At 69.4% G+C, this 12,647-nt stretch carries 7 protein-coding genes; 2 read left to right on the top strand and 5 right to left on the bottom strand.

From position 1 onward, the window contains the following. Window positions 1–292: 292 nt before the first annotated feature. Window positions 293–3,277 (top strand): autotransporter domain-containing protein, encoded by a 2,985-nt coding sequence (locus tag C5708_RS04785; protein WP_242918417.1) that lies wholly within the window; start codon window positions 293–295, stop codon window positions 3,275–3,277. Between the two features lie 89 nt (window positions 3,278–3,366). Here C5708_RS04785 and C5708_RS04780 read toward each other — a convergent pair whose 3' ends face one another. The 4 genes from C5708_RS04780 to C5708_RS04765 all read right to left on the bottom strand — a co-directional run bounded on the left by C5708_RS04780 (window position 3,367) and on the right by C5708_RS04765 (window position 8,548). After that, window positions 3,367–4,566, bottom strand: a complete 1,200-nt coding sequence (locus C5708_RS04780; RefSeq protein ID WP_242918415.1) for a phosphatidylinositol-specific phospholipase C1-like protein — start codon at window positions 4,564–4,566, stop codon at window positions 3,367–3,369. 69 nt (window positions 4,567–4,635) lie between these two features. Continuing rightward, window positions 4,636–6,780, bottom strand: coding sequence for a TonB-dependent receptor (locus tag C5708_RS04775; protein WP_242918414.1), 2,145 nt, complete (start codon window positions 6,778–6,780; stop codon window positions 4,636–4,638). 312 nt (window positions 6,781–7,092) lie between these two features. Next, the gene (locus tag C5708_RS04770) at window positions 7,093–8,283 is read right to left on the bottom strand and encodes a TetR family transcriptional regulator (RefSeq protein WP_242918412.1); all 1,191 of its coding nucleotides are present in this window, start codon (window positions 8,281–8,283) and stop codon (window positions 7,093–7,095) included. Window positions 8,284–8,374: 91 nt separating this feature from the next. Continuing rightward, window positions 8,375–8,548, bottom strand: a complete 174-nt coding sequence (locus C5708_RS04765) for a hypothetical protein (protein WP_242918410.1) — start codon at window positions 8,546–8,548, stop codon at window positions 8,375–8,377. A 337-nt stretch (window positions 8,549–8,885) separates the two neighbouring features. Here C5708_RS04765 and C5708_RS04760 point away from each other — a divergent pair, with 337 nt between their 5' ends. Continuing rightward, a complete protein-coding gene (locus C5708_RS04760) occupies window positions 8,886–11,207 on the top strand; it encodes a TonB-dependent receptor (RefSeq protein ID WP_242918408.1) in 2,322 nt (773 codons plus the stop codon). Between the two features lie 99 nt (window positions 11,208–11,306). Here the strand turns inward: C5708_RS04760 and C5708_RS04755 are convergent, their stop codons facing one another. Beyond that, window positions 11,307–12,647 (bottom strand): HAMP domain-containing sensor histidine kinase, encoded by a 1,341-nt coding sequence (locus C5708_RS04755; RefSeq protein WP_242918406.1) that lies wholly within the window; start codon window positions 12,645–12,647, stop codon window positions 11,307–11,309.

The raw sequence follows: 12,647 nt of genomic DNA, 5'->3' as shown, positions 1-12,647 counted from the left end.
CCCGGCGCGGAAGATCGCAAATCCATCAGCCTCAAGAAGAAAAATGGGGAGCAGGTTGGTTGATTCATGGCCAAAATTAGGTCATGAGCCCCCGACCCTTGATGCATACTCAGGCATAGATTCAGCCTGGGGAGCGTTTTTTGACGCGCGCATAGTTCAGTATGGCCAGGTGACAGTGCACAGTACTCGTTCGAAAACCGTAACCATTCGTCAATCTTTTAACGCGTCCGGAACTCGATCCTTACGCACGCGGCTGCAGATCAATTCGGCCTTGGTCGGGGCGGCCCTGACCTTGGCCGCTCCCAGCCTGGCCCTGGCCTCCAACGAATGCGGGGCCGCGGCCGGCGGCGTCGTCACCTGCGCGGCGACGGGAAGCCCCTATGCGGGGGGCATCAGCTATTCCGCCTCCGGACAGGGCCTGACGGTCAACCTTGAAAGCGGCGCGCTCGTCCATTCGACCGCGAGCGTCAGCGCGGGCGTCGATCTGCAATCGAACGACGAGAACATCACCTTGAATCACGGCGGCGGCGTCATCGCCGACCGCGGTTACGGCGTCTCCCTGCAAACGAGCACCGGGTTCATCACCGCCAACCTGGGCGAGGTGGTCTCGACCACCAGCGCCGGCGTCTACGCCTTCCATGACGACGGCGGAGGGCTCATCAACGTACGCAAGGTCACCTCTGGCGCCGAAGGCGTCGTAGCCAACAGCTACAATGGCGGCTTCACCATCAATGCCGGCTCCATCTTGGCCGTGGGCGTTGGGATCGACGCCTTCAGCGTCGGTTCCGGAAATCTCGTCGTCACCAGCACCGACCGCATCGAGACGACGGGCGTGGGCTCGTCCGGCCTCACGGCCGCCACCAGCGGCGACATCCTCATCGACGTCAACGCGGTGCGGACCGCCGGCCGAAACAGCATCGGAATCCAGTCCTCGACCGATCTCGGCCGCCTCGACGTTTCGGCCAAGTCGATCGTCACGGTCGGCGCGAACAGCTTCGGCCTGCAGGCCATCGGCCAAGGCGGCCTGGTCAAGGTCGACGCGGGATCGATCTCGACCCAGGGGAACGGCAGCGTCGGGCTGCAGGCGCGCAACAACAGCGGCGATGCGTTCGTCCATGCCGGCGCCGTCGACACGCGAGGCGACAACGCCGCCGCGGTCGATGCGCAAAACATCTTTGGCGGCATCGTCGTCAAGATCGACGGCGCCATCTCGACCGCCGGGACCGGCAGCAACGGCGTCAACGGCGTCAACGCCAACGGCGACATCGCGCTGACCAGCGCCGGAACCGTTTCGACCCTCGGCGCCAACAGCATCGGGGTGAACCTGTCCAACGGCCGCGGCGCGGTGACGGCGGATGTCGCCACGGTCTCGACGCGCGGCGCGGCGACCGCCGCCGTCATGGCCGTCGCCGACGCCGGCCGCGTCACGGTCAGGGCGCTGGACGTCGTCGCCTCGGGCGCGCTCAGCGAAGGCGTCCTGGCGCGCAGCAACAGCGGCCCGGTCAGCGTCGCCGTGCGCAACAGCGCTGCGGACGCCGCCGCCATCCACGCGATCGGCGTCGCGGGCCCGGCTGACGTCGCCATTTCGGGAACGGTGCGTTCGGCCAATAGCGACGCCGTCGTGGTCCAGAGCGGCGCGGCCGCCAGCATCACGATCGCCGCCGCCGGCTCGGTGACCGGCGCGGGCGGCGCCATCGTCGTCAACGCCCTCAACGCGACCATCAACAACGCCGGCTCGCTCAGCGGCGGCGCGTCGCCGACGATCGTCGCGACGCAGGGGCCCGTCACCCTGACCAACAGCGGCAAGTTCGTCGGCGGCGTGAGCTTCGGCGCGGGAGCCAATCTGGTCGCGAACAGCGGCGATTTCGCGCTCTCGGGCGTCAGCGATTTCGGCGGCGGCGCGAGCCGCCTCGTCAATACGGGCGTGGTCCGCATGCTGGCGCCCTCCGCCCTGTCGGGCCTCAGGCGGTTCGAGAACGCCGGGCTCGTCACCCTGGCCGACAACCACGCAGGCGACGTCCTGAGGATATCCGGCGACTATGTCGGGGTGAACGGCCGACTGGCCCTCGACGTCAACGCCCTCGCCGGCGGGGGCGCGACCCACGACCAACTGGTCATCGGCGGCGCGGCCTCCGGCGTGACCTCGATCAGCCTCAACCATGTGGGCGGCGTCGCGCTGACGCCCGGCACCACGCTGAAGCTGGTCGATGCGGGCGGCGGCTCGCAGGCGGGCGCCTTCACGCTGGCGCCCGGCTCCAGCGAGGTCGGCTTCGCGCACTACGGCCTGCGCTATGAGGCGGCGGGCGACGACTTCTATCTGGTCGCCACCGAAGGCGCGGCGGTGTTCCAGGCGCTCAAGATCAACGAAGGCGCCCAGACGCTGTGGCGCCAGTCCGCCGACGCCTGGTCGGCGCACGCCGCGTCCCTGCGCGATCCGGCTGCGGGCGGATCGCCCGCCCGACGGGTCTGGGGACAGGTCTACGGCTCGACCGACAAGCGCGACCAGACCTTGGTCCGCGCCGCCGGCGGCATGGCCCAGACCGTCGACCTCTCCTATCGCCAGGAACATGTCGGCGGGCAGATCGGCGTCGACCTGGGCTCGGCGGCCGCCGCCCCCGGGGTGACCTTCGGCCTGACCGGCGGCTATCTCGACTCGGCGCTGAAGTTCGCCGGGACCGCCGACCGCGCCGACTACAAGAGCGTCAACCTGGGCGCCTACGCCCTCGGGCGGCAGGGGCGCTATTTCGTCGACGCCCTGGCCAAGTACGACCTGTTCCAAGTCAAGACGCGCAGCGCCACGGCGGGCTACGCCGAGACCCTCGACGGCTCGACGTTCGGCGTGCAGGCCGAGGCCGGCGCGCGGATCGGATCGGCCGGTTTCTTCGTCGAACCGGTGGCCAGCCTGGCCTACAGCCGCACCGATCTCGACACCCTGCGGGCCCTGGGCGCGACCCTGGACTTCGAGGTCCTGAACGGCCTGCGCGGCAAGCTCGGCGCGCGCGTCGGCGGCAGCCGGCCGCTGGCCGGCGGCGTGGCCGCCTACTATCTCGGGGCCCACGTGGTGAAGGAGTTCGACGGCGAAGGCGGCGTGCGCTTCATCCAGGGCCAGGCCGCCAGCGTCCTCGCCAACGATCCGCTCAAGAGCTACGGCCAGTTCCAGGCCGGCGCCAGCTTCGCCTCGACGGCCGGCCTGACCGGTTTCGTCGAAGGCGCCGCCGGCTCCAGCGACCGCTATGAGAACTACAGCGGCCGCATCGGCCTGCGCATGGTGTTCTAGGCTAAACGAGCCGACCGGCCTTCGCCGCCCATGCGGCGAAGGCCTTCCGCGCCGTCGGGCGCGGATGCGGAAAGACCGCCCGCCGGCCCTCAGCGGCAGGTCTTCGCCGCGACCGGATTGCACCGCGCCGCGCCGCCGCCGGGCAGGCGCACCAGATAGGGCGTGCCGTAGGCGTTGCCGGGAACTTCGAAGTCGGTCGACACCACCTGGGCGCCGCTGGCGAAGGCGGCGTCGGCGCGGGTCGTGTCGTTGACCTTGGCCTCGTAGGTCTCGATGTCCGAGCGCGTGCGCACCAGATAGCCCTGTTTGACATAGGCGCGGATGTCGTCGGCGCGCACCAGGGCGTTGTCGTACATCAGGAAGGCGGCATGGTCCTCGCCCGGCGAGGCGCGCAGGAAGGCCAGACGCCCCTTCAGCGAGGGGTGCCCCTCCAGGTAGCCCTTGGCCCCGGCCTCGCCGTTGGCGGTGATCATCAGGAACACGATCTTGCCGCGCGCGGCCGCCAGCGTCGGCCACGCCCCGGCCCGGACGGCCGCGTTCAAGGTCGCGTGCGAGCCGCGCACGTCGTCGGGCGTGATCAGCCGGTCGCGGCTGAACACCGACGAGATCTCCTGGTCGAGGTCGTCGAACAGCTTGGGCGTGAACGGCGTGGTGTGGGTCGGATCGGGCAGGATCGGCACGTCCGAGACCTTGGCCTCCAGCACGATGAACAACGGCACGTGCCGGGGGTGGGCGTCGGACCACTCCCGGACCTGGGTCAGGCACAGCTTCAGCGTGGCGCAATGGCTGCGGAAGTCGATGTCCGGCATGTGGAACACCTTGTAGCCGGGCGTCTTCAGGGCGGCGGCGTCGAACGGCGCCAGGTCGCTCGCCCCCTGCCCGCGCAACAGCCGATAGCCGGCGGGGTCGGCGAAGCGTCCGCCCTCGGGGTCGGGATTGACGTCGAGCTCCAGGCTGCGCACGCCGATGTCGAGCTGGGTCTTCAGGTCGGGATGGGTGTAGGCCAGCGCCTCGGTGATGGTGACGTTGTTGGGGTGCTCCTCGCGGAACAGCGCCGCCTCGGCCGCCGGCTTCTTGCCCATCGCCCCCTGCAGGCGGCCGATGATCGGCTCGACCACCGCGATGAGCCGCTTGTCCGCCGGCATCGAATAGCTGTTGTGGGTGCCGAGCACCTGGAGCTGGTTGAGCTTGAGGCTGGGATCGAGGCCGGCGGCCTCCTCGGCCAGGGCCGGGACGTACGCCGCCAGAAGGGCGGCCATGGACACGCCGGCGAGAGCGAACCTGGACATGGGCTGGTTTCCTGATGATGCGTCGCCCGCGGGGTCGGGCCCCGCGAGCGCCGAGGGGCTTTTGGGGGATCAGAAGGCGAAGCGGGCGAAGACGCCGACGGTCCGGCGGGCGTTCAGCGAGGTGTAGTGCAGAAGGCCGAGCGCGCCGTACTGCTGGTAGCCGGTGGAGTAATAGGTGTTCAGCAGGTTGCGGCCATAGAGGCCGAACTCGATGTCGCGCCCCGGCGGCGTCAGGCTGAGCCGGCCGTTGAGCAGGCCGTAGCCGGGCACTTCGGAATAGGCCGGCTGGCCGACCACCGTCCAGGTCGTGCTGCGGTAGGCGTAGTCGAGGCTGCCGCGCACGCGCACGCCGCGCCACAGGGTGTCGTCATAGGCCAGGCCCGCCTGGGCCGACCAGCGCGGCGCGTTAGTCAGCCGCGTGCCGGTGTAGTTGGTGGTGGCGTTGTAGACATAGTCGGTGAAATGAGAGTCGGCGTAGGTGACCGCCCCGGTCAGGGTGATCGCGTCGGTCGCCTTCCAGGCCAGGCTGGTCTCCGCCCCGCGCGTCCTGAGGCCGCCGGCGTTGCCGATCACCAGCTGGGCGATGACGCTGCCGGGGATGTAGGTCAGGATCGTCGTCTGGAAGTCGGTGAAGTCGGAATTGAAGACGTCGAAGTTCAAGCGCAGGCGGCGGCCGAACAGCTCGGACTTCACCCCGGCCTCGTAGCTTTCGACGGTTTCGGCCTTGTAGGGGTCGTACTTGTTGCCGACGAAGGCGACCCCGGCCGGCTTGTAGCCGGTGGAATAAGTCGCATAGAGCATGGCGTCCGGCGTCAGCTTGTACTGGGCGGCGATCCGGTAGGAGACGTTGTCGCCCTTGACCTGGCCGTACGACAGGAAGGGCGGCGGGCTGGTGGCGGTGAAGGTGGCGTTCACGCCGGTGATCGGCAGTGGATCGATGGTGATGAAGTCCTGCGACTGCCCGTTGCGGTCGGCGGTGTAGCGGGCGCTGACCGCGAGGCTGAGCTTGGACGTCAGGTTGAACTTCAACTGGCCGAAGGCGGCGGTGGTGGTGTTGCGGGCCCGGAACAGGGTGGCGTTGCCCGGCACGCCGACGGCGCCGGTCAGGGCGTAGAAATTCGTCAGCCGTGCGCCCGTGGGCGAGACCAGCGGCGCGCCGAGCGTGGCCCATTGCAGCTGGGTCTGGTCGGCCGCCAGGCGGTTGTAGAACAGCCCGCCCAGATATTCGAAGGTCCCGCCGCTGGGCGAGGCCCAGCGCAGCTCCTGGCTGAACTTCGAGGTCTCCAGCCGGCCGCTGTTGTAGGGGATGTAGGCGAACTGCGTCGTCGGCACGAGGTCGGCGGGGGTGTCGTTGTCGTACGACGTCTCGCGGTAGGCGGTGATCGAGGTCAGCGTCCCGTAAGGCGCGCTCCACTGCACGCGCAGCGAATGACCCAGGGAGGTGGTCTCAATCATCCCCCTGGAGGAATCGGCGTTGTCGGCGTTTTTCGGTCCGGGGGTGACGCCGTTGGCGATCTGCAGCGCGGTCACCGCCGGCGGCGCGCCGGACACCGCCGTGCGGATGGTGTTGTCCCAATGGTGCTCGCGGTCGAAGGCGTAGACGGCCTCCAGCCCGTCGAACGGCTTGAACAGCAGCTTGGCGCGGTAGCCGTCCTCGCGGAAGGTGCCGAGGTTCTGGCGCAGGGTGGTGTAGCGCCCGTAACCCTCCTGCCCCTGCTGGAAGGCGGAGACGCGCAGCGCCGCCTTGTCGCCCAGCGGGATGTTGGCCAGGGCGTTGAGGTTGTGGTCCTCGCGCTCGCCGTAGCTGACGGCGACCTTGCCCGACCATTCGTCCAGCACCGGCTTGGCGGTGGTGATGGCGATGACCCCCGAGGTGGCGTTCTTGCCGAACAGCGTGCCCTGGGGCCCCATCAGCACGTCGACCTGCTGGATGTCGGAAAGGCCGGTCAGGCCGTTCTCGCGCTGGCCGTCCATGACCACGTCGTCGACGACCAGGCTGACCGACTTGGCGTTGGAGAAGTCGAACGAGGTGCTGCCCACCCCGCGGATCTGGAAGGCCGAGCCGTTGGTCGGGTCGTACTGCACCCCCGGCACGAGATACTGCAGGTCGGTGACCGACTGGAAGTTCGAGCTTTCCAGCGCCTTGCCGCTGACCGAGCTGATCGAGATCGGCACGGCCTGGGCGCTCTCGACCCGGCGCTGGGCGGTGACCACGATCGTCTCCAGCGTGCTGGCGTCAGACGCCGAAGCGGCCGCGCCGTCAGCGGCGTACGCCTGTGCGAACGACGCCAGACAGGCGCCGGCGGAAAGGAGCAGGCTCAGACGGGCTCGCTTGACTGAAAACATGGCCGAATTCCCCCAGTCACAAGTTGACTGGCGGCGCACTAGCACCCAGCCGTGACGGTCAGGTGACACTTGTACGAAATCAGATGGTCATATTTCAGATGAAGCCAGCGCCTCGCGGGACACTTGTACGAATCCCGGAGCAATGCACGGCCAGGAAGAGCGCGCCGGGCCGCCGCCCGTTCAGGCCCTGGCCGCGCGGGCGGCCTGGCCTTGAAGGCGGGCGATCAGCTCTGCCCCGGCCTGGGCGCCGCGGACGCCCAACTCGCCGTCGAGCATGACCTGGCCGATGGCGACGATGGACAGGATCTGGGCCGCCAGCCGGTCCAGCGGCGGCGCGCCGCCGGCCTCGCGGGCCAGGTAGGCGTAGTAGTTCTCGCCCCGCCGCCGCCGCATGTCGGCGGCGAAGCCCCGCAGATTGGCGATGCGCGTCGCCGCCAGGGCGACGGCGAAGGTGCCGCGCGCGATCTCCACCTTGGTCGCGTCCGCCGTCGGCGATCCGCCCGCCGGCAGGTCGTCGACCCGCCCCTGCAGCCGCGAGATGATGTGCTCCAGCCCGGCCTTGAGCAGGTCTTCCTGGCGCGGGAAGCGGTAGGCCAGCGTCGAGGGCGGCGCCCCCGCCGCCTCGGCCACCGCACGATGGGTGACCGCCTCGGCGCCCGCGGAGATGATCAGCGCGGCGGCGTGCGCGGCGACGGCGGCCTGCCATTCGCCCATCGGCGGGGTCTTGTAACGTTCGCGGGCGCCGAGCAGCAGGTCGCCCAGCCCCGCCTGGAGGACGGCGAACATCTCCTCCTCCGCCCCCGGCTCGGCCGGCGCCAGGCCCAGGCACAGGCGGCGCAGGCTCAGGCGGCGCAGCCAGCGATAGGCGGCGTCGTCGCCAAGGACCAGACCGTGCGCGGCCTCGTCGGCGCTGTAGGCGTGCAGCGCCTCGGCCAGTTCGGGCCCGCCCAGGGGCGCCGTCGCCACGCGCCAGAACTCAAGGCGTCGGGCCTTCCAGGTTTGCAGCGGCGCATGGATCTCCGGTCTTGAGGCCGCGCCCTGCAGCAGCTCGCAGAAAAAGAGGCAGAGCGTTCGGCGGCGCCCCGCCCATTCATCGAGCACGGCGTCGGCGAAATCGGCCAGGACGCCGCCGTCGAGCCGGCCCATCGCGGCCAGCCGCGACAGCCACAGCTCCGACCGCCGCGCCTCTTCGTGCGTCGCAGCCGAGACCAGCGCCGCGACGAGGTCGTCCTTGCGGCCGAACCGATAGGACAGCGCCGACACGGTGACGCCCAGGCGCTCGGCTAGCGGCCGCAGCGTCAGCGCCTTGAGGCCGTCCTCCTCGACCAGCGCCAGGGCGGCCTGCAGGACCCGATCGATGCCGTCTTCCAAGTGCGAGTCGCCTCAAGACCAAGTCCGAAGGCCAGGGTTTAGGGTCGAGGCCCGCCCGGTCGCAAGCCCGGGCGGCGGCGGTGGCCGCCGCCTACCTGCCCCGCAGCGCCGCCTGTTGAGCCAGGCGGCCGCTCCACGCGGTCGGCATCTGCTTCAGCATGGCGCTCCCGTCCTGCCCGCCCTCTGCCGCCCGCCAGGCCTCGATCGACTCGGAATTGCGCAGCAGGACCCCCTTGGCGATCGGGACCAACTCCCAGACGTGCACCGCGCCGTTTCAGACCAGCCTTCGGCCAGGCTCGACCGCCGAAGGCGACGCCGCGAGGACGGCGGCGACGTCGACAGTAACGCCGTCGCGCGTCCACCCGGCCGGGCCGCGTAAAGCCGGCGCGCATTCAGTCGATAAAAGAATAGATCAAGAATATTTTCGAAGCGAATGCCAATCATGACGCAATCATATTTCCAAATATTGAGAAATCGGCGAAAATGAACGTCAGATTAAAGCAATATAACGAAACCTATATTTTATTTGTTACCTTATTGTCGCAAGAAATAACTATTGGAGCCCTCGATCAGGCGAACAGCCGATCCAGAGGGGAACCATAATGCTGAACCGTGCAAACTTCCGTTTGCGGATGTTGGCGAGCGCCGCCGCGGCGGCGGGCGCGATCGCCTCGCCGGCCTGGTCGCAGACCCAGGCCGCGGCGTCGAGCGACGCCATGGCCGCCACGGGCCTTTCGGAGATCGTCGTCACCGCGATGAAGCGTGAGACCGACCTCCAGAAGACGCCCATCGCGATCTCGGTGGTGAGCTCCCAGGCGCTGGCCGAACGGCACGTCCAGAGCCTGCTCGACCTCGGCGACGGTTCCGTTCCCGGCCTGCGCATCGCCACCTTCGAGGCCCGGCAGTCGGCGCTGACCATCGGCGTGCGCGGCATCGTGCCCCTCGACGCCAACCAGCCCGCCCGTGAACAGGGCGTCGGCGTCTATATCGACGGCGTCTATCTGGGCCGCCAGCACGGCCTCAACGCCGCCCTGCTCGACATCGATCGCATCGAGGTCCTGAAGGGCCCGCAAGGCACGCTGTTCGGCCGCAACACCGAAGGCGGCGCGCTCAGCATGGTCAGCCGCGCGCCCACGGGCGAGTTCGGCCTGCGCACCACCGTCGGCGTCGGCAACTACGGCGCCTATAACGGCTCCTTCCACCTCGACCTGCCGGCCATCGCCAACTTCAGCGTCAAGCTCGACGGCGCGGTCCAGTACCGCGACCCGACCGTGAAGAACCCGCTGCCGGGCGCGACGGGCTGGAACTATTTCGACCGGCGCGGCCTGCGGGCGGCCGTGCGCTGGCAGCCCCTGCCGAACTTCACGGCTGACTACGCCTACGACACCGGGCAGGATTCCAACTCGCCCTTCTACAGCCAGCTGCTGAACTACAACCCGCAGGGCAAGCCGATCGGCACGGGCTCGGGCAAGATCGCGCCGCTGCCGCCGATCGTGAAGGTCTCGTCCGACCGCATGTCGTCCGCCGACATCGGCGTGCCGCAACAGCCCAGCGTCGACAAGACGAGCGGCCATTCGCTGCACCTGAAGTGGAAGGTCTCGCCGGACCTCGAACTGCGCTCGATCACCGCCTATCGCGAAGTCAGCGTCGAGCAGTGGGACAACAGCGGCGGCGCCCACCGTCCGCCCGTGTTCACGCCGAACGGCAACTTCAGCCGCTACAGCCTGGCGGGCCTGTGGCAGCACCAGTTCAGCCAGGAATTCCAGGCGGTGGGCAGCTTCAACCGCGTGGATTACGTGGCCGGCCTCTATTACTTCGACGAAAAGGCCAGCGACGACGCCGCCACGCCCAACACCAACAAGTGGAACGCCGACGGCACCGGCTACACCATCCTCGACCCGACGCCGACCATCCGCGGCTCGCGCATCGTCGACCGCGCCAGCGTGGCCTACGCCACCAGCTACGCCGTCTACGGCCAGGCGACCTACACCCCGGCGATCCTCGACGACCGCCTGCACGTCACCGTCGGCGGGCGCTACACCAACGACGACAAGAACGGCCGCCTGCTCGTCGTCAACAACATCCCGCGCCCGTACAGCTACGCGGAAGAGACCAGCCGCTTCAACCCGATGGCCACCGTCGCCTTCGACGCCGCGCCGGGGATCAACGTCTACGCCAAGTACGCCACCGGCTACCGCTCGGGCGGCGCCAGCTCGCGCTCGATCACCTACCGCTCGTTCGGGCCGGAAGACGTGAAGTCCTATGAGATCGGCGCCAAGACCGAGTTCTGGGACCACCGCGCGCGCCTCAACGTCGCAGCCTACAAGATGGACCGCAAGAACAGCCAGATCGACTTCAGCTCGATCCAGTTCGACGCCATCACCGGCACCAACCGCAACACCATCGAGACCGTCAACGCCGACGGCGTGACCGAGATCAAGGGCCTCGAGGTCGACCTGACGGTCAACCCGATCCAGGGCCTGTCGCTCACGCTCGGCTACGCCTACACCGACACCAGCGTGCCGCCGGCGATGAACTACACCGTCACGCCCGCCGTCCTGCAGCCGGTCTACATTGTCTTCACGCCGCGCAACGCCGTCAGCGGCGCGATCGACTACTCGCACCCGGTGGGCCCGGTCACCGCCAAGCTGCACCTGGACGCGGCCTACGCCGACGCCACCCAGACCTTCGACCAGTTCGCGACCAAGGCGGACTCGTCGTTCATCGTCAACGGCCGGCTCTCCATCGCCGACATCGACCTCGGCTCCTCGTCGGGCAAGCTGACGGTGTCGGTCTGGGCCCGCAACCTGTTCGACGAACAGCACGTCTATCGCCGCGACCCGTCGAACCAGGCGACCCTGGGCGACTACGGCAACTTCAATGAACCGCGCACCTTCGGGATCGAAGGCTCCATGCGCTTCTGACGGACCCTCGGTTCGAAGCCGCCCAACAGCGGCATTGGACCCACTCAAGCCCGACGCGAGCAGGCTCCGCTCGCGTCGGGCTATTTTTTTGCGCCCGGGTCAGGGCGCGGGAACGACGAGCACCACCTTCAGGCCCGGCCCCGCGTCCTCCAGCGCCAGGCTCCCGCGATGCAGGCGCATGATCGCCTCGACCAGCGGCAGGCCCAGCCCGTGCCCCGCCTGGTTGCGGCTCTTGTCGAGCCGGCCGAAGCGCCGCATGGCCTCCTCGCGCTGATCCGGCGCGATGCCCGGTCCGTCGTCGGCGATCGTCACGGCGGCGCCCGCGGGCGACCGCGCCGCCCCGACCACGACGCGCGAGCCCGGCGGCGTGTGGCGCAGGCCGTTCTCGATGACGTTGATCAGCGCCTGGGTCAGAAGCTGGCGGTCGCCGAGGACCGGCAGGCTGTCGCAGGGGCCGACGACCAGTTCGCGCGCCTCCTCGGCGGCCGCGGCCTGCATCATGGCGCCGACGTCGCGGGCCAGGGCGCCCAGGTCCAGCGGCTCGAAACGGGCGCGACGGTCGCCGCCCTCGACCTCGGCGATGCGCAGGACCGCCCCGAACATCGCCAGCAGGTGGTCGGCCTGGGCGATGGCCTCCTCCAGCCCGGCCCGCAGCGGCGGCGTGTCGGCCTGGGCGGCCAGCCGTTCGAGCTGGCCGCGCAACCGCGCCAGCGGCGTCCGCAGGTCGTGGGCGATGTCGTTCGACACGTTGCTGATCCCGCTCATCAGCTCGGTGATGCGGTCGAGCATGCGGTTGAAGGCCTGGGCCTGCTGGGCGAACTCGCCGCGCGACGGCTCGACCGGCAACCGCCGCTGCATGTCGCCGTCGATGATGGCGTCGACCGTCCGCCGGATGGCGGCGATGCGGCGCTTGATCAGCAGGCCGAAGGCGATCAGCCCGGCGATCACGATGAGGACGATCGACCCGAAACCGACCAGATAGATGCGCGTGCGCGCTTCGTCGTAGTCGTCGAAGGGCTCGATCTCCGCGACCGTGGTCAGCCGCAGGCCGCCGCCGAGGTCGCGCACCAGCGCCCGCCCGACGCCGAGCCCCTCCCTGTAGTCCTCGCGCCGGACCGTCGAGAAGCCGACCGGCAGGCGGCGGCGGATGTGGATGTTGCCGCCGAGCAGGCGCCCCTCCCCGTCGACGAGCATGAAGCCGATGTCGGCGGTGTCGAGCCGTCCCTCGAAGGCCGCGATCCGCCGCAGGATGTCCGCCGGCCTGGAGCCGGCGGCCGGGGGGCCGGCGACCGCCTTGCTGGCCGCGGCGACGCGCTGGTCGACGAGGCCGGTGATCGTCGCCTGGGTGACCCAGTGGATGGCCAGGCCGGTGCCGATGGTGGCGGCCAGGAACGCCAGCAGGAAGGCGATCGTCAGCGACCGCAGGGATCGCAGGGCCAT

The sequence above is a fragment of the Caulobacter sp. CCUG 60055 genome (assembly GCF_022750545.1).
Classification (GTDB): Bacteria; Pseudomonadota; Alphaproteobacteria; order Caulobacterales; family Caulobacteraceae; genus PUIC01.
This window is presented reverse-complemented; position numbering and strand designations above follow the sequence as displayed.

Coding starts and splice junctions, on each gene's coding strand:
- C5708_RS04780 (WP_242918415.1), bottom strand. CDS start 4,566: ATGTCCAGGTTCGCTCTCGCCGGCGTGTCCATGGCCGCCCTTCTGGCG.
- C5708_RS04760 (WP_242918408.1), top strand. CDS start 8,886: ATGCTGAACCGTGCAAACTTCCGTTTGCGGATGTTGGCGAGCGCCGCC.
- C5708_RS04755 (WP_242918406.1), bottom strand. CDS start 12,647: ATGGCCCTGCGATCCCTGCGGTCGCTGACGATCGCCTTCCTGCTGGCG.